This is a genomic window from Phascolarctobacterium succinatutens (assembly GCF_023497905.1).
Lineage (GTDB): Bacteria > Bacillota > Negativicutes > Acidaminococcales > Acidaminococcaceae > Phascolarctobacterium_A > Phascolarctobacterium_A succinatutens.
In genome coordinates, this window is the sequence record NZ_CP097284.1 from 1,624,481 (window position 1) to 1,648,065 (window position 23,585).

Consider the following 23,585-nt stretch of genomic DNA (forward strand, 5'->3'; position numbering starts at 1 on the left):
ACATACCCCAAAGAACGCATTAAGATGTTTACCTTGGCTTCCCCATTTCATCTATGATAGAAGAAGTTAGGAACTTAAACGGACCACTGAGATACACCTCTTACAGTATATAGTAAGCGCCTGTAAAAGTCAATCTTAGTTTATCAAAAATGCGTAAATTCTTTAATAAGAAACTCAAACTTCGCACACGGAAAACATCCCGTATGCCTTGATAAATCAGCTTGAACTGAATGTCGAAAGCCATTCACGCACACTTCTGTGCACGCAGACGACTCATCCAAAGAGCGGGCAGATCGTTCAGGAATCGTTCCAAGAGCGATTCGACCAGCAAGACTTCTGACGGATATTCTGCCCGAAGCTGCTCCGCAAACTCCTGCAACACGAGGCGAAGCGCTTCCATGTACTTCAAGTCCGGAAGCTCATCAAGCCCCAGATAGAAGAGCTCGCCGAGGCTTCGCCCATCCGTGTTCTCACGTTCCTCGACAGCCAGGAGCATATATCGTGTGCAGACGACGGCGACATGCGCCGTCATCGCATCGTAGGAGACGGAACGACAATCCTTGCCGAGCCGCAGGTAGGACTTGCACGCTTTGAAGAACACCTCGATGCCCCAGCGCTTCCCGTAGAGCTGGATGACTTCTTCCTCCGAAAGCGAGAGGTCTGTCGTGACGAGGACGAGATAATCCTTCCGCTTGTTGCGGTTCCGCACGAAGACCAATCGCACAGGCACGAGGGATTCTCCCTGTTTCGTCGCGACAGCATCGACGGACAGGAGGTAACGCGAGCGTCCGCGGCGTTTCTTGTGTTCCTTGTAGATGGCCTTGACGTTCGAGATCTTCCCTTCGCAGGGGTAGCGCACCTTCTTGCTCTTCTTTGCCATAGCGGTGACGTCATAGCCGAGGTCATGGATGGCTTTCAGCGACGACGGCGAGCAGAACCATGTGTCGAAGAGGACGTACTGCGCGGGGATTCCTGTCGCCTTGACCTCCTGCAACAAATTGAGGACGACGGCTGGCGCTTCCATCTGCGCGAGCTTGCGCTGCTTTCCGCCGTTGCTTCTTGCATCGACGGATGCGCTGGCCTCATTGAGCCGGTTCTTTTCCTTCGAGGTTGAAAGAAGGCAGAACGTGAGTGGCAGGAACGTGTTCCCGTCCGTCCAGCCGAGGACGAGCAAGCGGAAGCCCTTCGTATAGCGGCGGCTCACATGGTCGTAGACGTTCGCCAAGAGTTCCACGCGCTTGGAACGCGAGCGGCTGAAGAGCGAATCGTCGACGACGATGGCACAACGCCGGCCGGCATCCGTCAGCGGCTTGATGGTTTCGTTGATGATCCGCGCCGCAAGAAGCAGCGTGAACTTGCGCCAGTTCGTGTGGCAGGAGTTCAAGAAGCGGTAAGCCGTGTCCTTGCCGAACGGCAGCGAATCCTCGTGAAGTCGGCGCTGCATATAGAGCGAGCGGTTCTCGAAGATGATGCTTACGAGCACGAGGAAAACGAGAATGGAGGAAAATCCTTTGAGCTTGCAAGCGTTGGCCGCGCGCAGAATCTGGCCGACATGATAACGACGGAAGAACGCCGAAGTTTTCTTCGAGATGGATTCCATCTGCTGGGTGGTTTGTGATATACTTTTCATAGCATGAGCCTCCGGTGCTTGGTATGTTTTTGAGCCAACATAATTATACCAAACTGGCAAGACTCATGCTATTTTTCTGTTTACAAAGCCTGGACTTTCAAGGGGTGCAGGGGATTTTTACCTGCGAAGTTTGAGTAAGAAACTTTTCATTTCTCAACATATGCTCAAATCCGCTTGTTAACAGTGCTCACAGGAAAAGCTTGCGTGTAAAATTAATGGTGCGGCACCGATAAGTTTACAGCAAAAACTATGACCGTCTTTTTTTCGCCGCTTTAAAGAAAAACCGCGACAGCTTTTCAGGTCTGCGCGGTTTTCGAACTTCAATTTTTATTTATGCAGCCAGTTTACAGATTTTCCCTGCTCTCTGGCAAAGTGAGCATCATTGATGGTTTCGGCAATGATATTGCCCTGCCAGTCATTCAGCATGCTGACAGAAACATTATGCACACTCAGCTTCCACAGATTGTTCAGCGGGATGCCCAAAAGCAGGCACAGCTGCACGCGGATAATACCGCCGTGCGATACAATCGCGATATTCTTCTCGTGGCCTTCACGCTCGAAGATATAGTCAAAAGCCGCCTGACAGCGACGCGCTACATCATGAAAGCTTTCGCCCTGCGGCGGAATCCATTCGCCCGGACGCGTCAGGAAATCATCCATCTCCTTAGGCCAGCGGCGGCTGATTTCCGCATATTCCAGGCCTTCCCAGGCACCGAAGCTTACCTCCTGCAGCAAATCCAACGGCTGGTAGGACATATTTTTGCTCATAGCCAGCGGTGCTGCCGTCATGCAGGCACGCAGCATTGAGCTGCAGTAAATCTTGTCAACCGGCAGATGCTGCATATACGCAGCCAGCTTCTCGGACTGCTCCAGACCTTTGGCGTTCAGCGGCATGTTGATGCGTCCCTGAAAGCGATGTCCCTTGTTGCTGTCCGTTTCACCGTGACGGATTAAATATATTTTACCCATTAAGCCTTCGCCCCTTTTTTAGATTGCTCTGCCAGGGAAAATTCCTTCATCTCCGCATGCACGCCTGCTTCCTCAAAGGTTTCCATTTCTTTGTAGGCCTTGATGCCGGCATTGAACAGCGTAAAGCAGACAGCAGCGCCCTCACCGGCGCCGTCGGGAATATTCAGGCGCAGCGGTGCCGTAAGCCCCAGCTCCTGCAGGCATTCTTCTGCGCCCGGCTCTGCGGAAACGTGACCGGCAAAGCAGTAGTCGAGCACGGCAGGTGCCATATCCGCCGCCTTTTTGGCAGCCTTGCAGACAGCAACGCCGTCCAGCATTACCGGCACCTTCATAGCTGCAGCCTGCAGCAGAGCGCCGGCCATAGCGGTGCGTACCATCTCATTATCAGGATTGGAAAGGCAGCCGAAGCCCAAAAGCTCCAGTCCCTTCTCGTGTACCAGCTCCTGCACCAGGGCAGCGCCCTCCTCCAGAGCATCAGCCTCCTCCTCCGAGGTTACCAGCAGAGCCACGGCCTTCGCACCGGTTTCTGCAGCCAGCACATTCACCGGCCATTTGGCGTGCATAATTTTTTCGGCCTGAGCAGCCTCTTCGATACCGCACCATACCAGTAAATCGCGTTTAGGATAATCTAAATCCTCTTTTTCATAAATACCCTTGATACCGCAATAGCGCGAGGTCATTTCTTCCAGCTTGGCCAGACTGCCGACCGGCTTGATCAGATTATCAAAGCGTGTCTGCGCCAGCTTCATACAGCCTCTGTCGGCAGGCACAATCTTTTGGATTATTTCTTCTATATGCATAGCATTTTTCCTTTCTGTCTCTTTATAATTCGGCAAAATATTGCCGGGGAAATATATCAGATTATATAGGTTGCGAGCATCAGGTAAACCACAACGCCGCATTCCGTCAAAAAGCCGTAGGTATCACCGGTAAGGCCGCCCAGCTGACCGCTGAGGAAATGCGCAATGCCCTGGCAGATAACGAAGGCCGCTATTGCCGTATACAAATACGGCAGGCCGCAGGCTGCCACCAGCGCCAGACAAAGTACAAAGGCAATATAGGTGTACATCGGCTTGGCATAGGCCTTAAACATATGACCGATACCGGTTTTGCGTGCATACTTGTAGTTGACGATGTAGGTAACCATAAAGGTGCGCGTTGCTACAAAAACTGCAACCAACGCAAACGACAGCTTAACCGGCGGCAGCGTAGTATAGGCAGCCACCTTCAGCAGCACGAGGCAGACAAGCGCGATAACGGCATTGGAGCCTACGTGGCTGTCCTTCATGATTTCCAGCATACGCTCACGGTCACGGGCGCTGAAAACACCGTCGGAGGTATCCATAAAGCCGTCATACATCAAAGCGCCGATAATAATCAGCTCCGCCAGCACCAGCATCACTGCGCGCATCAGATCAGGGGTGTGCAGATAATACAGTCCGTAATTTACCGCACCCATAAAAACGCCCATTACCAGGCCGACCAAAGGGAAGTACGGCACGCTGCGGCTGAAATCGTCATCATGCCAGTCCGTGCGGTTGGAAAAGCGGATTCTGGTCAAAAATTCCAGACAAGTTACAAAATCACGCATCACATCACCTGCTTAAATGATTATACACATCCATTGCTGCCTGCAGCACAACAATAGCCAGAGAAGCACCGGTGCCCTCACCCAGGCGCATACCGGCATCCACAATCGGCGAAAGCTGCATCAGCTCCAGCATTTTCTTATGAGAAATATCGCTGCTCAGATGCGAGCAAAGCATATAATCGCGGCACTGCGGATAGAGGCCGTAGGCCAAAAGTGCTGCAGCCGTAGCATTAACACCGTCAACCATTGCCGGTACGCGGCGACGGGCTGCACCGATAATTACACCGGCCAGACCTGCGTGGTCATAGCCGCCGACCTTACAGAGAATGTCCATCGCATCACCCTGCTTCGGCATGTTTTTAGCCAGGCCGTCGATAACAACCTGACGCTTAATCTTCATGCGTTCGTCATTTATACCGCTACCGCGACCGACAGTCAGCTGCGGGTCCAGGCCCAGAAAGGCGCTGGCAATAGCGGAGGTAGAGGTTGTATTGCCGATACCCATTTCACCGGTGTAAAGAATATTATAGCCTTGGTCGATGCACATATCAGCCATTTCGATGCCAACGGCAATAGCCTTTTCGGCCTGCTCACGAGTCATAGCTGGACCTTGGGTGAAGTCTTCGGTTCCCCAAGCTACCTTTTTCTGATAAACCTTGGGCAAATCGCTCAAATCAAAGGCAGTGCCTACATCGCAGACGAAAACATCGGCGTGCGCATGACGTGCCAGCACGGTGGCTCCGGCAGTACCGCGCATATAGCCGTTAATCATCTGGCGCGTAACCTCCTGCGGATAAGCGCTGACACCGTATTTCGCAATACCGTGGTCACCGCACATCAGAACCATCGCCGTCTTTAATTTATCCGGTAAATCCTTGCCGATCATGCCTGCAAGGCCTACAACCATATCCTCCAGCTTGCCCAGATTAGCTGCCGGCTTGTCTATCTTAGCGTAGCCTGCCCGCACTTCTTGCATACGTTCTTCATCCAGAGCAGGTATTATGATTTTCTCCATATCAGTCGTTATTCTCCTTCATCCTCAAATTTAAAAGCCAATTTTTTTACGTCTACAGCCTGACCTGCCACACAATAATAAACATGGTCAGCCTCATTGGCCACACGCTGGTTAACCCAGCCGGCAAGGTCACGGTATTCACGCGCCATCTGATTATCCGGCACAATACCGCTGCCCACCTCATTCGTAACAAAGACAACGATTTTACCGCAATTACGTGCTGCTGCCAGCACCTTGTCAATTTCGTCAAATACTACCTGACAGCGCTCCAGGAATTCACCCTCCGGCGCATCCTTGCCATAAAGCAGGTTACACATATAAACAGTCAGGCAGTCAAACAGAACCGCTCCTGTTTCCGCTGACAGCGCTTCAAGCGTGCGCTCGGCATGATAAGGCGCTTCGTGATTAATCCAACGTGCATCACGACGCTCACGGTGCAGACGCACGCGCTCCGCCATTTCCTCATCTAAGATTTCTGCCGTAGCAACGTAATCGCATTTGGGAGAATAATGCAATACATAGCGTTCTGCAAATTCGCTTTTGCCGCTGCGGGCTCCGCCGGTAACCATAATAATTTTTCCAGGCATATTTCAACCTCCCTTCGTTTTTGTAAGCTGCATGCTTTTCATTTTATACATATATGAAAAAAGCTCCCTTGCGGGAGATTTACAAAATGCAGCTGCATCCAAAAATTCTATATTTACGCATACCAAAGCCAGCCTATCTCCCGTAGGCTCCAAGCTTCGTAACAGGCAGGTCTCCTGGCTTAGCTTCATCGCCCTCAGCGCCTTCCCAACTTGCGTCAGTGACATAATTGCCTGGGCTCCGCTTACAGTAGCGGGACTGCTCCGGATTCTCACCGGCATTCCCTTTTCAGCACCGGCCTCAACCGGCGCACCTGTCAAAAAAATTCCAAGTATATATATTCGACAGCAATTCCTATAATCCTGCTAAGGCGCAAAAAAAGAGCTGCCTAAGCAGCTCTTTCAGGAATTTCGTTATTTTGCGTAATCAACAGCACGAGTTTCGCGGATGATAACAACCTTAATCTGACCGGGATATTCCATTTCATCTTCAATCTTCTTGGAGATATCTCGTGCCAGAAGCACAGCGGAAGCATCATCGATAACATCCGGCTTAACCATAATGCGGATTTCGCGGCCAGCCTGTACGGCATAGCATTTTTCAACGCCCTCAAAGGACTCAGAAATTTCTTCCAATCGAGTTAAGCGCTTCAGGTAGCTTTCCAGAGTTTCGCGTCTTGCACCCGGACGGGCAGCAGATACTGCGTCAGCGGCAGATACCAGAACAGCTTCAACACTCTTAGGCTCGCAGTCACCATGATGCGCCAAAATAGCATTGACAATCAGGTCGGACTCACGGAACTTCTTGGCAATTTCGCCGCCGATTTCAACGTGAGAGCCTTCCATTTCATGGTCAATAGCCTTGCCGATATCATGCAGCAGGCCGGCACGTTTAGCCAGAACAACGTCAACACCGAGCTCAGAAGCCATTACACCTGCCAGGTTAGCAACCTCAACAGAATGGTTCAGGACATTCTGACCATAGCTGGTACGATATTTCAGGCGACCCAGCAGCTTAATCAGTTCGGGATGCAGGCCATGCACACCGACAGCAAAGGTAGCCTGTTCGCCGGCTTCCTTAATTTTCTGCTCAACCTCTTTTTGTGCCTTTTCAACCATTTCCTCAATGCGGGACGGATGAATACGGCCGTCATTAATCAATTTTTCCAGAGCGATACGGGCAACCTCACGGCGTACCGGATCGAAGCCGGAAATAATAACAGCCTCCGGAGTATCATCGATAATCAGATCGATGCCGGTAAGGGTTTCCAGAGTGCGGATGTTACGGCCTTCACGACCGATGATGCGGCCCTTCATTTCATCGTTAGGCAGGCCTACTACGGAAACGGTGGTTTCCGCTACATGGTCTGCTGCACAACGCTGAATTGCCAGAGAAATAATTTCTCTTGCCTTGCGGTCTGCCTCATCCTTAGCCTGTTGCTCCAGATCCTTAACCATCATAGCAGATTCGTGCTTAACCTCGTCCTCGAGGGATTGCAGCAGCTCCTGCTTTGCTTCGTCACTGGTCAGTCCGGAAATACGCTCCAGCTCAACCTGACGTTTTTCCAGCATTGCATCAGCCTTCTCCTGAGCAGCATTTAAACGTTGCTCCTTAGAAGCTAGCTTTTCTTCCTTGCGTTCGAAGGATTCGATTTTGCGGTCCAGATTTTCTTCTTTTTGCAGCAGACGACGCTCCTGACGCTGCAGGTCATTACGTCTGTCTTTATTTTCACGCTCCATATCGGAACGCAGACGATGGATTTCTTCTTTAGCCTCCATCATAATTTCTTTGCGTTTTGCTTCGCCGGTCTGCTCAGCATCCTGTACAATACGGATAGCCTGCTCTTCTGCAGTAGCAATTTTACCTTCAGCAACATTTTTGCGAACCAGATAACCTACCGCACCGCCTGCCAGACCAACTACAACAGCTGTACCGATAATTTCTAAAATCGTCCTCACCTCCTAAATGTAGATTTTTCCAAGATTTTTTTGCATAGTAACAGCAGGCGCCTGTTTGCGTCTGCTATAGATGTCCTTATTCCGTTGAATCTATAATAAAATATGTATTATCTATTCTGAAATAGGGCAAAAAATAAGGCAACCGCTTTACGCGTCGCCTCGTGAAAATCGTTGATATTAACACGATTGCATAACTACATTATAGATTATATTTAACAAAATTGTCAAGTTTAACCGCTACATATTGTCTGAAAAATGCAATTTACCCAATATAATGTGCACATATCTTGATGAAAAGCCGCGAGCCGCCATAAAGCGCCCCGCAGCCGCATATATTTTTTTGTTATCTGTTTCTGCTGTTAGCTTACGCTGATTGCGCTGCACGAAAAGCTGTGCCGCGTTCTCCGCCTGCCCTTCTTCAATGTCAGGCGTAAAGCGTTCCATAATTTCCGCAACCACGTCCGGGCGTATGCCGCGCTTGGTCAGCTCCAGCTGCAGATGCTGTCTGCCGTAATAGCGTTTGGCCAGCCATGCTTCGTACACCCTATTGGCGTAACGCTCCTCGTTCAGCAGACCGTAATCCTCGAGCTTGGCCACCGCCTCCAGCGCCTGCTCCTTAGTTGCACCCTTGCGCTGCAAGCGCTCCACCATATCCTTATGGCTGTAATCACGGTAAGACAATAAATCCAGCGCGCAGTCATAAACCTGCTGCGCGCCGGTAAAGCCTTCTTCCTTTTTCTTATTCCTTAAAGATCGACTCCACATCCTGCAACGGCTCCTCAGCTGCTTCCTTATTATCGCTCTTGGCAATCGTCACTGCGCGGATTTTAGCTTCGATTTCTTGGGCAATTTCCGGATTCTCACGCAAAAAGTCTTTAACCTTTTCCTTGCCCTGACCTAAACGGATATCACCGTAGGAATACCAGGCACCGCTCTTGTTGATAATATCAAGGTCTGCGCCCAGATCAACAAGGCAGCCTTCATGAGAAATGCCTTTGCCATACATAATATCGAACTCAGCCTGTCTGAACGGAGGTGCTACCTTGTTCTTGACAACCTTAACGCGGGTACGGCTGCCGATAACATCGTTGCCGTTTTTCAGCGTGTCGATACGGCGTACATCCATACGGACGGTAGAGTAGAATTTCAGTGCGCGGCCACCGGTAGTGGTTTCCGGATTACCGAACATAACGCCGACCTTTTCACGGATCTGGTTGATGAAAATAGTAGCACACTTGGATTTGGAAATCAGACCTGTCAGCTTACGCAGAGCCTGGCTCATCAGACGTGCCTGCAGGCCTACGTGGGAATCACCCATTTCGCCTTCGATTTCGGCACGCGGAACCAAAGCTGCAACGGAGTCGATAACGATAATATCAATAGCGCCGCTGCGTACCAGTGCGTCAGCAATTTCCAAAGCCTGTTCGCCGTTATCCGGCTGAGAAATCAGCAGATCGTCAATATCTACACCCAGATGACGGGCATATTCCGGATCCAGTGCATGCTCCGCATCGATAAATGCTGCATAGCCGCCCATCTTCTGAGCTTCGGCAATCATATGCAAAGCAACGGTAGTTTTACCGGAAGATTCGGGACCGTAAATCTCAATAACGCGTCCGCGCGGAATACCGCCGACACCAAGAGCAATATCCAGTGATAAAGCGCCTGTAGGGATAACCTCTATATTCATTTTGGCACTTGCTTCGCCCAGCATCATAATGCTGCCCTTGCCAAAATCCTTTTCAATCTGGTGCATCGCCATGTCTAAGGCTTTCTTTTTATCTGCGTCCATCTGCCTGCCTCCTAATATATAAATTTAAATTTAATCAATTCACTGCCTTTATTATACAAACAAAAGTTTCTTTTGTCAAGAAAAGTTTTGTTATTTGATATTCTGTTTAGCAGCCTCCAGCTGTGCCTGCTTTTCCTTTTCTTCCAACAGGTGCTTGATTTCATCCTGAGTATATTCATAGGTGCTGTTGCAGAATTCGCAGTGTGCTTCCGTAGTTTTGTCCTGCGCCAGCTCCTCCAGAGATTTTACATCAAGGTTGCCCAAAGCCGCCAGAATGCGCTCACGGCTGCAGCGGCATTTGAAGCTCAGGGGAATGGTTTCTTTAATATCAACGTCCAGACCGCGGCCGAGAATTTCAATCATCTTTTGCGGAGTATAACCGATTTCCAGCAGCTGGGTTACATACGGAGTCAGGTTAACGTTGTTTTCCAGCTTTTCCAGAACCTCGTCGGTGCAGCCCGGCATAGCCTGAATAAAGAAGCCGCCGGATGCGGTTACGTTGCCGTCCTTGTCAACCAGTACGCCCAGAGCAACGCTTGTCGGTGTCTGTTCGGAAACATAGAGGTATTTGGTCAGGTCGCTGGCGATTTCGCCGTCCTGCAGCTCGCAGTAGCCGGTGAAGGGCTCTGCATTCTGCAGATAACGCGTTACGATAATATTACCCTCGCCGATGCCGCCGCCGACATCCAGCTTGCCATTTTTCAGGGGCAAAAATGCATCGGGGTTTTCCACATAACCGCGCACTGTGCTGCCTTCGGCATCTGCTACTACCTCGCCCAAAGGGCCATCGCCCTTCAGACGCAGGCTGATGCGCTCGTTATCCTTCATTGTTGCGGCCAGCAGCAGCGCGCCGTTCATTGCACGTCCCAGAGCAGCGCTTGCCAGATGGGAGCAGCCGTGCTTTTTAGCTGCTTCCTGTACCAGATTAGTGGTGCATAATGCATAAATACGTACACCGTCGGCCGTAGCCTTTGTCAAAACATCTTCCATAATATCTGCCTCACAATCCTGCCTTACGGCAAAAATTTTACTTGCTTAATAAAACAAGCCCACTAAACTACTGCTAGCGGGCTTGCAAATTTCATGCATGGGGAACAGCCTGTTATCAGCTCTTCCACAATGTCAATTATAAATCATAATAGTCAAAAAGGCAAGCGGTGAAAATGTTACATTTCTTTGAAGAGATTTACCATTTCCATTGCGGTCATTGCGCAGTCTACGCCCTTGTTGCCGGCCTTGGTGCCTGCACGTTCTACAGCCTGCTGAATGTTTTCGGTGGTGAGTACGCCGAAGGCTACGGGTACGCCGGTTTGCATGCTTACCTGAGCGATGCCTTTGGAGGCTTCGGCGCATACATAGTCAAAGTGCGGGGTTGCGCCGCGGATTACGGCACCTAAGCAGATTACTGCGTCATATTTGCCGCTTTCTGCGAGTTTTTTTGCTGCCATGGGGATTTCGAAGGCGCCCGGTACCCAGGCTACGGTGAGATCTTCGTCAGCTGCTTCGTGGCGGATCAGGCAGTCGATGCAGCCGCTGAGGAGTTTGCTGGTGATGAATTCGTTGAAGCGGGCTACGACGATGGCGATTTTCATGTTTTTGGCGGTGAGTTTTCCTTCTAAGGTTTTCATGTTTTGTTCCTCCTAATGGTTTTATGTTTTACGTTAATTTATACTTTTTTTACTTTCCACAGTTGCAGCCACAGCCTTCGTGCAGCTTGTGTCCCATTTTCTCTTCTTTAACGTCGAGATAGTGCTCGTTGTATTCGTTAGGCTCCATGATGATGGGCACGCGGTCGGTGATGGTGATGCCATAACCGGAGAGACCGATGCGTTTTGCGGGGTTGTTGGTAATCAGGCGGATGCTGGTGAGTCCGAGGTCAACCAGAATTTGTGCACCCATGCCGTAATCACGCAGGTCGGGAGCAAAGCCCAGGCGAACGTTCGCCTCAACGGTATCAAGGCCCTGATCCTGCAGTGCGTAAGCACGGATTTTATTAGCCAAACCAATACCACGGCCCTCCTGACGCATGTAAACAACAGCGCCGCAGCCTTCCTTTTCAATCATCTTCAGAGCGGTTGCCAGCTGATCGCCGCAGTCGCAGCGCAGGCTGCCGAAGGCATCACCGGTCAGGCACTCGCTGTGTACGCGCACGAGCACATCCTTTTTACCGGCAACATCGCCCTTGACAATAGCAACATGACAAAGGTTGTCCAAATCGTTTTCATATGCAATGATGCGGAAATTGCCGTATTTAGTCGGCAACGCAGCCTCAGCGGCACGATGCACCATTTTTTCGTGTGCCTTGCGATAGGCAACAAGCTCGGCAACAGTGATGAAAACGAGCTTATGCTTTTTAGCGAACTCGATTAAATCCGGAGTGCGCGCCATATGGCCGTCATCGTTCATAATCTCGCAGCAGATGCCCACGGGCTGCAGGCCTGCCAGCTTGCACAAATCAACAGTAGTTTCGGTGTGACCGGTACGCACCAGTACACCGCCCTTGCGTGCGCGCAGCGGGAAAACGTGACCCGGACGGCGGAAGTCGCTCGGCTGTGCGCCCGGCTCAGCGCATTTTTTCATGGTATATGCGCGCTCATAAGCGGAAATACCGGTGGTGGTGTCAACATGGTCAATAGAAACAGAGAAGGCTGTTTCGTGATTGTCGGTGTTATGCGTTACCATAGCGCCGAACTGCAGCTTGTCCATAACCTCGCTGTCTGCCGGCATGCAGATAAGTCCGCGTGCTTCCTTAGCCATAAAGTTAATAGCCTCGGGAGTGCACAGCTCGGCTGCCATAATCAGGTCGCCTTCGTTTTCGCGGTCCTCGTCATCGGTTACCAATACCATCTGACCTGCTTTAATCGCAGCGATGGCTTCATCAATTGTATTATACTTAAACTTTTCCATTTTCTACCTCTTTGTTGCTGCTCAGATAAACCCATTCTCCAGCAGCATATTTTTATTTAAAGCAGGCTTCTGAGTCTGCTTAGGGTTAAATTTTAACATTTGCTCTACATATTTGCCGATAATATCCGTTTCCAGATTTACGCTGTCGCCCACATCCTTAAAGCCAAGCGTTGTTTCCTTGGCGGTATGCGGAATCAGCGATACGGAAAAGCTGCTTTCCGTAACCTGCGTCACCGTCAGGCTGATACCATCAATCGCAATACTGCCCTTTTTGATGATATATTTCAAAAGCTCCGGCGGGGTGTTGATAGTCACCACCATCGCAATGCCCTCCGGTCTGCGGCCGGCAATTACACCCAGTCCTTCCACGTGTCCGCTGACGATATGACCGTCAAGACCGTCGCACAGGCGCAGCGTGCGCTCCAGATTTACTCTGTCGCCGGCATGCAGGCTGCCGATATTGGTCAGGCGCACGGTTTCCGGCATCACGTCGGCGGTAAAGGCGGTGTCATCCATGCTTACTACCGTAAGGCAGGCGCCGTTGACGGCAACGCTATCACCGATTTTCAAATTCTGCAGTACCTTCACCGCAGCAACTGTCAGGTGATAGGATTCACCCTGCTGCGCCAGCTTCTGCACCGTGCCCAGTTCGGCTACCAATCCTGTAAACATTATTCCGCCTCCTTCGGCAGTTCCTGCTTATCCAGCTCCGGCACCAGACCTGTTATCAGTACATCACTGCCCAATTTTTCCATCTCGACCTCTGTCAGCTGCCAACCTGTTTCTACTAGGCTGCTGCCTGCACCGCCTACCGGCGGCAGAGCGGCAGCGCCGCCGATCAGCTTGGGCGCTACAAAGGCGCACACTCTGTCAGCAAGGCCTGCATCAAAGAAGGCACCGTGAATTGCACTGCCTCCTTCTACCAAAAGGCTGGCAATACCGCGCTCAGCCAAGGCCTGCACCACCTGCGCCACAGGCAGCACGCCGTCAGCCAGCGGCAGACGTACCACCTCTACGTTAGGCAGAGCAGCCAGCGCTTCCGCCTTAACGATATCGGAATCCAAGCCGGTAAAAATAATCGTGTCCGCCAGCGGATTCAAAACTGCTGCCATCAGCGAAATCTTCAGGCTGCTGTCGAGCACCACGCGCACCGGATTTTTGCCGCGCACCAGACGGGTGGTCAGCTCCGGGTCATCCTCCAGCACTGTGCCGATGCCGACAAGCACAGCGTCATGCTGCTTACGCAGACGATGCGCGAAGGTGCGTGCCTCCTCGCCGGTAATCCATTTGCTGTCGCCGGTAGCAGTAGCGATTTTGCCATCCAATGTCATAGCGTATTTTAAAGTAATAAACGGACGCTGCTTCGTAATCCAGGTAAAGAAGCGCTCATTTAGGCGCTTAGCCTCCTTTTCGCACACGCCGGTAACAACCTCGATACCCTGCAGGCGCAGATATTCCAAACCCTGACCTGCAACCTTGGGGTTAGGATCAAGGCAGGCAACCACAACCTTGCCGATGCCCGCGCGCGCCAAGGCTACGCAGCAGGGACCGGTGCGTCCGTAATGTGCGCAGGGCTCCAACGTTACATAGGCCGTTGCACCCTGAGCCATCTGCTTAGCCTCCGCCAAGGCATTGACCTCGGCATGCGGTTCGCCGGCCTTATGGTGATAGCCCTCACCCACAATATTGCCTTCGGCATCCACAATCACGCAGCCAACCATCGGATTGGGACTGGTATTGCCCTCTGCCTGCAGCGCCAGCTCCAGGGCCCGCTGCATATATGCTTCATCTGTCATTCTTGCCAAAATATCACCTTCCAGTAATATAAAAAACCGCATAAAGACCTAAGGAGCCCATATGCGGTAAAAAACTGTTTTGCCACCTTTTATCATCCAGACTATACTGTCGGTACCGGAATCGCACCGGTTCATGCGCTGCTGCGCTAGCGGACTTTACCGCCGATCGGGAATTGCACCCTGCCCCAAAGGTTACATTATGAAGTTATTTTTATTATAGCGTCAAATTTTCTTCCAGTCAAGAAAACTATACGTGAACACTATGATTTACTTCGCTGCCTCTTTAATAATTTCGTAGGTCCAGCGTGCAGTGTTGTACAAATCCTCTTCCTTCAGATATTCCGCGGTAGTATGCACATTGCTCATGCCGGTTGCCAACAGACCGCAGGGCAGGCCGTAGCCGCAAAGATAATTGCCGTCACTGCAGCCGCCGGTGGTTTTCAGCTCTACCGGGAAGCCCAGTGTTTCCGCAGCGCGTGCTGCCAGCTTAATGCATTCGTGGTCCTTGTTCAGCTCCACAGCAGGACAGCCTTCCACTACTTCGAATTCAACCTGACCGCCACCGGCCTCAACAGCCTCTTTAATCAGAGCGATGGTGGAATCCTTCAGCGCCTCCAGACGCGGTACGTTCAGAGAGCGCATATCAATGACGAATTTAGCCTCCGGGCAAACGATATTAGTGCCAACGCCTGCGTTGAACATGCCGATGTTAAAGGTAGTTTCGCTGTCCAGACGACCGTAAGCAGGCAGCTTGGACAAAGCATCCGCCGCCAGCATAATCGCATTGACGCCTTCTTCCGGAGCAATGCCTGCATGGGCAGCCTTGCCCTTGACGGTTACGTAAATATCGTACAGCTTCGGTGCAGCATAGGTAATTTCGCCCGGTGCGCCGCCGATATCCATGCAATAACCGTAATCAGCCTTAATCCAGCTCTGGTCCATGTTTACTACACCAAGGCAGCCGATTTCCTCACTTACAGTAAAGCACAGCTGCACGTCGCCGTGAGCTACGCCATCCTCCTTCAGTGCGCGCACCGCCTCCAGCATGGCAGCAACGCCAACCTTGTCGTCACCGCCCAAGGTCGTGGTACCGTCGCTGTACAGCACGCCGTCCTTGCGGACAACCTTGGTGCCGGTTGTCGGTGCTACGGAATCCATGTGCGCTTCGAACAGCAGCTTCGGAGCATTCGGCACGGTGCCCTTCACATAGGCCCACACATTACCGCAGGTACCGCCGGTTTTCTCGTGCGCCTTATCCATCTCAGGCTCCAGGCCAAGCTCGCGCAGCTTCGCCATAATCAGCTCTGCTTCCTGCTTTTCATCCTTACTGGGGCAGGGAACGCTTACCAGCTCTATAAATTCATCAATCAATCTTGTTTTGTTTATCATTATGGTCACCTCGTAAAAGTTTAAGATATAAGCATATTATATACCTTAATGAAAGCCGCGCGCAAGTTTAACTGCCGGCAATATTACAGCTGCAGATAGCGGCAGGCCAGATACAAAGCGCCCGCAACCAAACCACCGCAGGCACGGATTCGCAGCTTTTTCGCATCAACGCGCTCCGGGTCGCTTTTCTGCAGACGGCCGATGCCGCCCAGCAGCAGCCAGGCGGAAAACAGCAGCATAGCCGCCGCCAGATAATCCCAGCTTTCCAATTTAGCAAAAATCTCCATTATATCACCTATTCTTTATTTTTTGCGGACATAGATATGCATAGTGACAGTAAGCACAGCTTTCGTTACAGCTGCAGGCGAAATCGTCCTCCTCGCCCTTACCGCTGATTTCCTCGCACAGCTCTATTGCCTCCTGCAGGTACGATTTATCCAACGGCAGCTGCCAAACGCTCATATTCTGCAGAAAGTGCAGCTCGGCGCACACAACTCTTTTGCCGGGGTACAGCTTTTCCGCAGCATCCTTATACAGCGCCAGCTGATAAGCATAACCCAGCTTCACCTCGTCAGGCTCCGGCGGCGTACCTGTTTTATAGTCCACTATTATCATATTATCATCTTCGTCAAAGGCCAGCAAATCAATTACGCCCTCAGCCGCCAGCTCCTGCTGCAGAGGCTGTACAAATTCTAATTCACGCTTCTGCTTTTTGGGCAATAATTTATACAAATCGCTGCTGATATAAGCATCAAACATACTCTTGGCCTGTGTTGCCGCAGCGCCGGGAGCAAATTCATCCAGTGCAATGGCAAAAACAGCCTCCGCATTATAGCCATTATACAGCTCCAGCGCTTTATGCACAATACTGCCGGTTACACTAGCAGGCAGCTCGTGCGCCTGCTCTCCGGCAACTGTCTGCTCCAGCTCAGGCACTGCCAAAACCTGCTGGTAGTAATATTGACGCTGACAATGCAGATACGTCTGCAGTGCACTTGCGGTAAAGCAGGTACGGCCGCAGGCTGCGTAGGCAGGCAGCGGTGCCAAGGACAACGGCTCCAGCGCCAGCTGCTGCTGCACGCCCTGCTGCACAACAGCCGGGCTTAAAGCATCGGCACACAAAAGGCGTACCCAAGGACAGCTGCTTTCCTGCTTGTCCCAATCCACCTCGTATACTGCCTGCAGCTGCTGCCACCAGCCCTTGGCGGCAGGCAGAGCGATAACAGCCTCCGGCAGCTTTTCTTCCGCCACCGTACCGACCATTAAAAGCTGCTTTTTGGCACGCGTCATAGCAACATAAAGCAGACGTCTGCTTTCTTCTTCTTCCAGCTCACTATCGCGCGCCTTCGCCAGCTCGTACACGCCGCTGTTTTGCAGCTGCATTTCCTTATCGGGCACCTTAATGCCCAAAAGTCCCTGCTCGCCTTCCTTCCCCGAAAAATATTTAATGGATGCGGTATCGCCCTTCACTGATTTATCTAAATGCGGTAAAATAACAAGATCGAATTCCAAGCCTTTGGAATTATGTATCGTCATAATCTGCAGTGCATCATCGGCCTGTACGGTAGCGGCAGGCTCCTTGCTGCTGCTTGCGCGCAAATCCTTAACGTTTTGCAGCCATTCCGCCAGCGAAGCCTGCTTCGTTTGGCAATACTGCTGTGCCAGGCGGCGCAGCTTTTTGACATTGGCCAGCTTGCTCGGGCCGTTTTCCTGCTGCGACAGAACGAATTCCGGCTTCAGCTCGTCCCAAAGCTGTGCGAACAGCTCCGGCAATGCCATCAGTGCTGCTGCCTGACGTAGGCTGCGTAAGCGTTCGGCAGCCTGCATAGCCAGCGCCTGCTGCTCCGGCTGCAGGTTCAGCTGCAGCTCACCGCTGCCGACAGCCTGCAGTACATCCCATAACGGTTTATCATTTTCGGTCTGCCAGAAAAGCTGCGTCAGCGTTGCATCATCCAAACCGAAATAGTTGGAGCGCAAAGCGCCTGCCAGCTCCAGGCTTTCGTAACGGTTGTGCAGCACAGCCAGCAGATTCAGAATATCCAGAACCTCCTGCTGCTCATAAAAGCCCTTGCCCTTAACTACTACGCAATTTATGCCGTAGCCCTGCAGCGTCTGCCGCAAAATTTCGCAATGCGTCATTGCGCGCAGCAAAATAGCCTTGCTTGCCCCCGGCCTGAGCTGCGGCTCAACCTTGGGCAGCTCCTGCTGCAGATAGGCGGCGATTGCCTCTGCCTCCTTCTGCCATTTATCCTCTTTAGCGCCCAGGTCATCATCCTTGGATTTATACGGCACCTGCAGCAGGCAAACCTTAGCGCCGCCGGTGTTAGCACCCTCGTGATGCTCCAGACAGATTTCCTCCTTCGGCAAATCCATCAGCTGACAAAAGGCGGTATTACAGCTTTCGACAATGCTCTGCGTGCTGCGGAAGTTGGTTTTCATGCCCAGGTTCTGTCCCGCATTTTGCGCGATATCCTCTTTTACCTTATTAAAAACGCTGACATCGGCATGACGGAAACGATAAATAGACTGCTTCACATCACCGACGATAAAAAGATTATTCTTGCCGTCCAGCTTGTTACCGCAGAGCAGATAAATCAGCTGACGTTGGCGTTCGTTGGTGTCCTGGAACTCGTCTACCATAATATATTTATAGCGCTCCTGATACTTTTGCCGCAGCGCCTCATTCTTCTGCAAATGCTCGATGGCCAGCAAATCCAGATCATCATTAAACAGGATATTATTTTCCTGCTTGCGTGCGCTCAGGCAGGCATAAAACTCCTGCAGCACGGCAAGCCAATCCTGCACCAAATCGCAGCCCTTGGCGTTCAAAAGTACATGGTTCAGCTCCTGACGCAGATTTTTTAAATTAGTCAGCTCCGCTGCCAACGCCTTGCCACTAACCTTAACAACGCCCGACGCATCCAGCAGGGAGCACTCCGGCTCCGGCGCCAGCAGCTGCTTTTGCATTTCGTCCAGCAGTCCTGCGGCCTCCGTCAACGTCTGGCGTCCCTTGGTCTTTGCCCCCAAAGCCTCGCGCGCTTCGATTACCTCGCGCACAGCAGCAAACAGCTTCTGCTGCAGAGCCGGCAGTTCTTCCTTCGCCTTAAGATAAGGCTCTGCCAGATTATCTTCACGCACCAGCTCCGAGAGCTTGTCCCCCAGCGCCGTAACCTGATTAACAAAGCTGTTAACGCCGTAGGTCTGCACCAGCCTGCGCAGGGCAGCGTTTTCCTTGATATTTTTGCGTAAAAACTGCTGCAGCGTTTCTTTAAAAAAGTCCTGCGCTTCAAAATCCTCTAAAATCGTAAATTCCGGATCAAGCTGCGTTTCTACCGGGTTATCTCTCAAAATACGGCTGCACAGGCTGTGAATCGTGCTTATCGGCGCGCTCTCCACCTTCTGCAGATGCTCCTGCCAGCGCAGTCTTTCCAAATCAGTCTGCGCCTGCTCCACACATTCGCCGACAGCCTGACGCACACGCCCCTTGATTTCGTCGGCAGCCTTGCGCGTAAAGGTTATCGCCACAATATTCGTGGGATTAACGCTCAAATCCGAGCGCAGAATTTGCACAAAGCGCTTCATCAGTACATAGGTTTTACCGCTTCCGGCACCGGCGAGCAGCGAAACATTGCTTTTAATCGTATTTATCGCCAAAGCCTGCTCCGGTGTAGGGTTCTTACTCATCGCTCTCGCCTCCCTGTCCGCCGTCGCCATTCACCAGCTGCACACGGCAAATATCGTGTAACGGGCAATATACATCGCAGCGTCTGCAGCCTGCCAATGCAAAATCGCCTGCATAAATTCTTTCTATATAATCCTTCAGCAACTGCTCTTTTTCCTGCTTAAAGCTATCCCAGGTCAGCTCTGCGGCGTTCTTCGGCTTTTTATACGGCAAGTCGCTGTTGCCCACGCTTTCCAGCAAAAAGGCACTTTTGCGCTTGCCCTCCTTCAGCGAATAATAGCAGCCGCCGCTGACTGCAAGCTGCTCCTTGGAAAGCGCCGCCACCGCCAGCAGATACACCGGCAGCTGCAGGTCGAGCCCCAGCTCCATAGCACTGCCTGTGGGAGGCGTGCCACTTTTATAGTCCGTGATAAAAGCATGCTCGCCGTCGCTGTCGATTCTGTCAACTCTGCCGATGAGCGATACATCACTGCCGTCACTGAGCGTCAGGTACAAGGGCTTGCCGTTTTTAGAGCTGAAATTCCATTCCACAGCCTGCGGCCTAAAGCCGCCCCAACGCTGCTGGTCGGCATATTCAAAGCGCAGCCAGCGCACCAGCATACGCCAGAGGCGCTGCTTTTCTACCTGCCAGATATCCTCGTTTACGGAAGCAACGGTACTGCCGCCGTCATTGCGCGCAGCGGTGCAGACATCCTCAAAGACTGCCTCCAGCTCCTCCGTCAGGTCTGCCATAGTTTCGCCGATAATTTTGCTGCCAAGATAAGGCTCGACAAAGCTTTTCAGCGTCTGGTGCAGGATATCACCGGCATCACGCGGCTGCAGCAAATCATCCGCTTCCTCCGCCGCCTGCGCCAGCCACACCTTCTCCGCCAAAAAGCGGAAGGGGCAGGCAGCATAAGCCTCCAGCCTGCTCGCACTGAAGCGGCTGCCGATTTGCTTACGCAGCAGCTTCGTCGGCAGGGAATTTTGCAAGTCGCCATTATATTCCGGCTGCTGTGCCTTACGCAGAATATCCGCTTTGGCTGCCAGCTGCTGCTCCGCAGAGGGAGCCTTTTGCCCGCTGAGCTCTGCTATTTTCGGCAAATCCGCAGCAGCAAAGCGCTTGTCGCTGTACGCCTCCTCCGCCGAAGCAACGCCGAAATCAGGCAGCGTCTGCGCCTTCACATAGTCCTTGTCCAGACGCTTGTCCTCACTTCCCGGCTGCAAAAACAGCTTCCAGATTTCCTCCAGATAGCTGCTGGCCAGGCTTTCGCCTACATCCTCATGCCAAGTGAGGATGAGCTCCTTTTGCGCCGCACACACAGCCTGAGCAAAGAAATAAGCATCCTCATCAAAGGAGGAGCCAACCGTGGGCAAATCGTAGCCTGCGTCCGCCAGCTGCTTGCGCTCCGTATCGTTATAAATCCAGTTTTCGTTTTTAGCCTGCGGAAACTCGCCCTCGCGCAGGCCCATAATATACACGCTGTCGAAGCTCAGGCCCTGTACGTTGCCAACCTCCGTAAAGAGTACGCCGTCCCTGCGGCCGAAGCGCAGAGTAAGCTGCACCTGCCCCAAGGCCTCCTGCAGCAGGCTGTTCCATTGGCTAAGCGTCAGCTTGTAATCACTGTTTTTCGCAACCTCGTAATCACGCACAAGCTGCTGCACAGCCTTCAGCACAGCATCCTTGCTGCGCAGGCAGGCCAGCATAAAATCAAGCGGCACGCCCTGCTTATGCAGGCTGCCCAGACGCTCTTCCAATGGCAGCGATTGCACAAGCTGCGTCAGCTGCTCGGCATATTCGCTGATGGCAGCCTCCGCCTTAGTGGTTTCTATAAAAGCATCCAGCTGCTGCCACAGCTCCGTTGCATCACCCAGCAGCTCGTGTGCCTTCTGCATAGCCTCCTGACGTGTTTTGAAATACGTTTGCGTGCGCAGGCTGCTCGCCGTTTCCACATCCACATCAAAGAACAGACGCAAAAGCTCACAGCTCAGCAGCTCCAGATAGGCCGCTGCCGCCTCACGTCCTCTGCCTGCGGCAGTAAGCAGCAGGCGCAGCATAACAGCCAACGGCTGAGCTGCCAGCGCAGTTGTCTGCGGCAGGCTCACCGGCACACCGTATTCATCCGCCAGCTGGCGCAAGCCGCTGTATAAAGAAAAGTCGCGCACGGCAACAACAATGCGATTGGCAGCACACTTTTCATGCGCCAGCTGCTGCTTGATACGCTTCAGCACCCAGCGCATCTCCTGCTCATCGGAGGCAAAGCAGTAGCTTTCCACACCCTCCGCAGGCACCGGTGCGGTCGCATGCCCCAAGTGACGCAGCTGCCGCATAGCAACGCCTGCCGGAGCTTGTCCCAATTCCTCTGCCGCAAGGCTTGCAACCGTCGCACCAAGAATTTTCAGCGCGTTGACGGTGTTCGTGCTCGCGCGCATAAACTTGGTAATTGATTCATACTTGGCTTTTTCGTCGGAGCTTACTCTGCGTCCTTCGTAGCTCATGCTGATTACCAGATCATCCACATGCTTCGCCAAGGCCTGCAGAAAGTTTATCTGCACCTGGTCAAGGCTGAAGAAATCGCAGATATAGATATGCTTCCAGGGGATTTTGCAATCCTGCTTCTGCAGCATTTCCATAGCCAGACGATACTTGCCCTCCAGGTCATACCAGTTATTGTTTTCCAGATATTGACGATAAAGCAGATAAAAATTGCAGACGCCCAAATCCTTGCCCTTCAGCTCATCCTCCTCAAAGGATTTTTGGATTTGGCCGTAGATATCCTCCTTAGTGGCACCGCAGCGTGAAAGCTGGCTTACGAGCGAGGTCATGGCCTTCACAAAGCCTGTTTTATGCGCCAGCGAGCCGAAATATTCCAGCTGCTTGTGCGTGGTCATACCGGTAAGCTGCTTGTTTTCCATCATATAGTCGATGATGTCCTGCACAATCAGCTCCTGACTGCGACGGCTCAATTCCTTGTAATCGCTGCCACCGTTAAGGTTCATCAGCTTGCTTGCCAGAGTATCCATGCCCATTGTTTCCACATTAGCATAATTGCGGTGCACATCGTCCGTCAGCAGGCGGTTCGGTAGCACCAGCACGCCTTCGCCCAACGGCTGTTGCGAAAGCTTCTCTGCCAGCTGCGAGCGCAGGCTGCAGCCGAGAGGTACATAAATCAACTTTGCCATAACAATCTCCTTCTGTTTATCCTTTAGCGTAATATTGCTCAAATCTTTATAATGCTTATTATACCATAAGCGACTGTCAAAGATTGTCTATTTGAGGAACGGATTTTTAGGGAAAGGAAAAAGGCTGCCACTTGACGTGACAGCCTCCTGAAAATACAATATTATGCTTCGTATTCAGCTAACTTTGCAGCAGCTTTCGGGCAGCCTTTTGCGGCAGCCAGTTCGAAGTAGGTCTTGGAGCAGATTTTGTGGCCCATAGCCAGATATTGCTCGCCCAGCTTGTACATATCTTCTGCATATTCCATGTCCTTCAGCTTCGCGGCAGCCTTCGGGCAACCTTTGGCAGCAGCCAGTTCGAAGTAGGTTTTGCCGCAGATGCAGTGGCCCATGCCCAGATAATGCTCGCCCAGCTTGTACATATCTTCTGCATATTCCATGTCTTTCAGCTTAGCAGCAGCCTTCGGGCAGCCTTTGGCAGCAGCCAGCTCAAAGTAGGTCTTGGAGCAGATGCAATGGCCCATTGCCAGATAATGCTCGCCCAGGTCATACATATCTTGTGCATATTCCATGTCCTTCAGCTGTGCGATTGCTTCCTCGGAGCCTTTAGCGGCAGCCAGCTCCAGATAGGTTTTACCGCTGATGCAGTGGCCCATACCCAGATATTGTTTAGCAAGCATCAGGCAGCCTGCAACATATTCTTTTTCTTTAGCTTCGGCAGCAACGATTTCCTCATCGGTAACGCCGGTTTTTTCTTTGAACCATGCCATGATAGCGTCCATGTCTTCAGCCTTGTGCAGCACGCTTCTGAATTTATGGTCAATCACCTTGGTAGTATACAGGTACTCAACACCCAGGTCCAAGTCAAAATAATCCAATCCGAAAAATGTCAGAATACCATCAATAACAACCTCAGCATTAGCAGGATCCTTTGCCAGCTTAGCAATTTGTAAATACTTTTCAGCAACAGTCGTCATTTAAAAAACCTCTCTTTTTCATTCTTTTGTAAGAATAATCAATTATTAGTTCCTTCGGAACCAATATAATCATATCACGATTGAAATTAATTATCAACTATTATATGGGAAATGGTAGGAAAATGGGAGATGGGA

Annotated in this window: 19 protein-coding genes and 2 riboswitches; all 19 genes read right to left on the minus strand. The window is 51.8% G+C overall.

Annotated features, from left to right (window positions below; translation table 11 throughout):
- Positions 1-244: 244 nt before the first annotated feature.
- Entirely contained in the window at positions 245-1,630 is a 1,386-nt protein-coding gene (locus M5E81_RS07705) for an IS4 family transposase (protein WP_249747014.1), read from the minus strand.
- A 327-nt stretch (positions 1,631-1,957) separates the two neighbouring features.
- Entirely contained in the window at positions 1,958-2,599 is a 642-nt protein-coding gene (locus M5E81_RS07710) for a histidine phosphatase family protein (protein ID WP_249747203.1), read from the minus strand.
- Entirely contained in the window at positions 2,599-3,399 is an 801-nt protein-coding gene (locus tag M5E81_RS07715) for a nicotinate-nucleotide--dimethylbenzimidazole phosphoribosyltransferase (RefSeq protein WP_249747204.1), read from the minus strand. Before M5E81_RS07715 ends, M5E81_RS07710 begins: the two co-directional genes overlap by 1 nt.
- Before the next feature lie 56 nt (positions 3,400-3,455).
- Positions 3,456-4,190 (minus strand): adenosylcobinamide-GDP ribazoletransferase, encoded by a 735-nt coding sequence (gene cobS, locus M5E81_RS07720; RefSeq protein WP_249747205.1) that lies wholly within the window; start codon positions 4,188-4,190, stop codon positions 3,456-3,458.
- 4 nt (positions 4,191-4,194) lie between these two features.
- Complete coding sequence (gene cobT / locus M5E81_RS07725) at positions 4,195-5,205, minus strand: nicotinate-nucleotide--dimethylbenzimidazole phosphoribosyltransferase (protein ID WP_249747206.1); 1,011 nt, start codon at positions 5,203-5,205, stop codon at positions 4,195-4,197.
- 8 nt (positions 5,206-5,213) lie between these two features.
- Positions 5,214-5,792, minus strand: a complete 579-nt coding sequence (gene cobU, locus M5E81_RS07730; protein WP_249747207.1) for a bifunctional adenosylcobinamide kinase/adenosylcobinamide-phosphate guanylyltransferase — start codon at positions 5,790-5,792, stop codon at positions 5,214-5,216.
- Between the two features lie 147 nt (positions 5,793-5,939).
- Positions 5,940-6,122, minus strand: a riboswitch (cobalamin riboswitch).
- Between the two features lie 81 nt (positions 6,123-6,203).
- The gene (gene rny / locus M5E81_RS07735; protein WP_249747208.1) at positions 6,204-7,748 is read right to left on the minus strand and encodes a ribonuclease Y; all 1,545 of its coding nucleotides are present in this window, start codon (positions 7,746-7,748) and stop codon (positions 6,204-6,206) included.
- Positions 7,749-7,985: 237 nt separating this feature from the next.
- On the minus strand, positions 7,986-8,513 hold the full coding sequence (locus M5E81_RS07740) for a regulatory protein RecX (protein WP_249747209.1): 528 nt from the start codon (positions 8,511-8,513) through the stop codon (positions 7,986-7,988).
- Entirely contained in the window at positions 8,488-9,540 is a 1,053-nt protein-coding gene (gene recA, locus M5E81_RS07745) for a recombinase RecA (protein ID WP_009145142.1), read from the minus strand. Before recA ends, M5E81_RS07740 begins: the two co-directional genes overlap by 26 nt.
- Before the next feature lie 90 nt (positions 9,541-9,630).
- A complete protein-coding gene (hslO, locus tag M5E81_RS07750; RefSeq protein WP_249747210.1) occupies positions 9,631-10,530 on the minus strand; it encodes an Hsp33 family molecular chaperone HslO in 900 nt (299 codons plus the stop codon).
- Between the two features lie 176 nt (positions 10,531-10,706).
- Positions 10,707-11,168, minus strand: a complete 462-nt coding sequence (ribH, locus tag M5E81_RS07755) for a 6,7-dimethyl-8-ribityllumazine synthase (RefSeq protein WP_009145144.1) — start codon at positions 11,166-11,168, stop codon at positions 10,707-10,709.
- Between the two features lie 49 nt (positions 11,169-11,217).
- Positions 11,218-12,447, minus strand: coding sequence for a bifunctional 3,4-dihydroxy-2-butanone-4-phosphate synthase/GTP cyclohydrolase II (locus M5E81_RS07760; RefSeq protein WP_009145145.1), 1,230 nt, complete (start codon positions 12,445-12,447; stop codon positions 11,218-11,220).
- Positions 12,448-12,468: 21 nt separating this feature from the next.
- Positions 12,469-13,119, minus strand: a complete 651-nt coding sequence (locus M5E81_RS07765) for a riboflavin synthase (RefSeq protein ID WP_249747211.1) — start codon at positions 13,117-13,119, stop codon at positions 12,469-12,471.
- On the minus strand, positions 13,119-14,243 hold the full coding sequence (gene ribD / locus M5E81_RS07770; protein ID WP_249748098.1) for a bifunctional diaminohydroxyphosphoribosylaminopyrimidine deaminase/5-amino-6-(5-phosphoribosylamino)uracil reductase RibD: 1,125 nt from the start codon (positions 14,241-14,243) through the stop codon (positions 13,119-13,121). Before ribD ends, M5E81_RS07765 begins: the two co-directional genes overlap by 1 nt.
- Positions 14,244-14,323: 80 nt before the next feature.
- Positions 14,324-14,440: riboswitch (FMN riboswitch) on the minus strand.
- A gap of 70 nt (positions 14,441-14,510) precedes the next feature.
- Positions 14,511-15,632 carry a M20/M25/M40 family metallo-hydrolase gene (locus M5E81_RS07775; RefSeq protein ID WP_009145936.1) on the minus strand — a complete coding sequence of 374 codons (1,122 nt, stop codon included), beginning with the start codon at positions 15,630-15,632 and terminating at the stop codon, positions 14,511-14,513.
- A gap of 83 nt (positions 15,633-15,715) precedes the next feature.
- Complete coding sequence (locus M5E81_RS07780; protein WP_009145937.1) at positions 15,716-15,919, minus strand: hypothetical protein; 204 nt, start codon at positions 15,917-15,919, stop codon at positions 15,716-15,718.
- Positions 15,920-15,923: 4 nt separating this feature from the next.
- Complete coding sequence (locus M5E81_RS07785; protein WP_249747212.1) at positions 15,924-19,316, minus strand: UvrD-helicase domain-containing protein; 3,393 nt, start codon at positions 19,314-19,316, stop codon at positions 15,924-15,926.
- Positions 19,309-22,476 carry a PD-(D/E)XK nuclease family protein gene (locus M5E81_RS07790; protein ID WP_249747213.1) on the minus strand — a complete coding sequence of 1,056 codons (3,168 nt, stop codon included), beginning with the start codon at positions 22,474-22,476 and terminating at the stop codon, positions 19,309-19,311. The genes M5E81_RS07785 and M5E81_RS07790 overlap by 8 nt, the downstream gene beginning before the upstream one ends.
- Positions 22,477-22,637: 161 nt before the next feature.
- Positions 22,638-23,450, minus strand: coding sequence for a hypothetical protein (locus M5E81_RS07795; protein ID WP_249747214.1), 813 nt, complete (start codon positions 23,448-23,450; stop codon positions 22,638-22,640).
- Between the last annotated feature and the right edge of the window lie 135 nt (positions 23,451-23,585).

Coding starts and splice junctions, on each gene's coding strand:
- M5E81_RS07775 (WP_009145936.1), bottom strand. CDS start 15,632: ATGATAAACAAAACAAGATTGATTGATGAATTTATAGAGCTGGTAAGC.
- ribH (WP_009145144.1), bottom strand. CDS start 11,168: ATGAAAACCTTAGAAGGAAAACTCACCGCCAAAAACATGAAAATCGCC.
- M5E81_RS07785 (WP_249747212.1), bottom strand. CDS start 19,316: ATGAGTAAGAACCCTACACCGGAGCAGGCTTTGGCGATAAATACGATT.
- M5E81_RS07715 (WP_249747204.1), bottom strand. CDS start 3,399: ATGCATATAGAAGAAATAATCCAAAAGATTGTGCCTGCCGACAGAGGC.
- M5E81_RS07795 (WP_249747214.1), bottom strand. CDS start 23,450: ATGACGACTGTTGCTGAAAAGTATTTACAAATTGCTAAGCTGGCAAAG.
- cobU (WP_249747207.1), bottom strand. CDS start 5,792: ATGCCTGGAAAAATTATTATGGTTACCGGCGGAGCCCGCAGCGGCAAA.
- M5E81_RS07765 (WP_249747211.1), bottom strand. CDS start 13,119: ATGTTTACAGGATTGGTAGCCGAACTGGGCACGGTGCAGAAGCTGGCG.
- M5E81_RS07710 (WP_249747203.1), bottom strand. CDS start 2,599: ATGGGTAAAATATATTTAATCCGTCACGGTGAAACGGACAGCAACAAG.
- M5E81_RS07740 (WP_249747209.1), bottom strand. CDS start 8,513: ATGTGGAGTCGATCTTTAAGGAATAAGAAAAAGGAAGAAGGCTTTACC.
- M5E81_RS07790 (WP_249747213.1), bottom strand. CDS start 22,476: ATGGCAAAGTTGATTTATGTACCTCTCGGCTGCAGCCTGCGCTCGCAG.
- recA (WP_009145142.1), bottom strand. CDS start 9,540: ATGGACGCAGATAAAAAGAAAGCCTTAGACATGGCGATGCACCAGATT.
- M5E81_RS07780 (WP_009145937.1), bottom strand. CDS start 15,919: ATGGAGATTTTTGCTAAATTGGAAAGCTGGGATTATCTGGCGGCGGCT.
- hslO (WP_249747210.1), bottom strand. CDS start 10,530: ATGGAAGATGTTTTGACAAAGGCTACGGCCGACGGTGTACGTATTTAT.
- ribD (WP_249748098.1), bottom strand. CDS start 14,243: ATGACAGATGAAGCATATATGCAGCGGGCCCTGGAGCTGGCGCTGCAG.
- M5E81_RS07705 (WP_249747014.1), bottom strand. CDS start 1,630: ATGAAAAGTATATCACAAACCACCCAGCAGATGGAATCCATCTCGAAG.
- cobS (WP_249747205.1), bottom strand. CDS start 4,190: ATGCGTGATTTTGTAACTTGTCTGGAATTTTTGACCAGAATCCGCTTT.
- M5E81_RS07760 (WP_009145145.1), bottom strand. CDS start 12,447: ATGGAAAAGTTTAAGTATAATACAATTGATGAAGCCATCGCTGCGATT.
- cobT (WP_249747206.1), bottom strand. CDS start 5,205: ATGGAGAAAATCATAATACCTGCTCTGGATGAAGAACGTATGCAAGAA.